The following is an 869-nucleotide window of genomic DNA, read 5'->3' as shown; positions in this document are numbered from 1 at the left end:
GCGCGGCCCCGCCATCACGGGCTACCCGAGCCTGGTGCCCGAGACCACGCCCGACGGCGGCCCCGCGGCCGGCCTGACCGTGGCCCGGTCCGCGGAGGACCAGGCGGCCTGGCACCGGGCCGGGGTGATCCGGCTGCTGCTGGCCACCCTGCCCAGCCCCCAGCGCTACGTGCTGGACCACCTGGACAACAGGGAGAAGCTCACCTTCACCCAGAACCCGCACGGCTCGGTGGACTCCCTCGTCGCGGACTGCACCCAGGCCGCCGTGGACCGTCTCGTCGGGGACGAGCTGCCGTTCGACGAGGCCGCGTTCCGCGCCCTGTTCGACCGGGTGCGGGCCGACCTGATCGACACGGTCTTCGCCGTCACGTCCCTGGTGGAGCAGGTGCTCTCCCGGGCCGCGCAGGTGCGACGCCGGCTCAAGGGCTCGGTCTCGCTCGCCCTCGCACCGGCGCTGTCGGACGTGAAGGCACACCTCGAGCAGCTCGTGTTCCCCGGCTTCGTGGCCGCCACGGGCTGGGAGCGGCTGCAGCACCTGCCGCGCTACCTGCAGGGCATGCTGACGCGCATGGACCGGCTGGACGCCGGCGGCCACCTGCAGCGCGACGGGCAGCACATGGCGGTCGTGCAGGGGCTCGAGGACGAGTTCGACGCCGCCGTCGCGGCCCACCGCGCCCGGTTCGCGGGCACGCCCGTGCCCGCGGAGCTGGAGCGGGTGCGCTGGCTCATCGAGGAGCTGCGCGTCTCGTTCTTCGCCCAGGAGCTGGGCACGGCGGTCTCGGTCTCCGAGAAGCGGGTGCGTCAGGCGCTCGCCCGTGCCACGCGCGCCTGAGCCGGGTCCGGGCGGCGCGGGCCGTCAGTCCTGCGGG

The 869-nt window shown here is 75.0% G+C and carries 1 protein-coding gene; it reads left to right on the top strand.

The features are described from left to right. On the top strand, positions 1-832 hold an 832-nt coding region (locus D8M29_RS12815; protein ID WP_127446056.1), incomplete at its 5' end, for a DUF3418 domain-containing protein. Positions 833-869: the final 37 nt, after the last annotated feature.

This window comes from Micrococcus sp. HSID17227 (genome assembly GCF_003989405.1).
GTDB classification, from domain to species: Bacteria; Actinomycetota; Actinomycetes; order Actinomycetales; family Micrococcaceae; genus Micrococcus; species Micrococcus luteus.
Note: the sequence above shows the minus strand (reverse complement) of the source record. Positions and strands in the feature narration are given on the sequence as shown.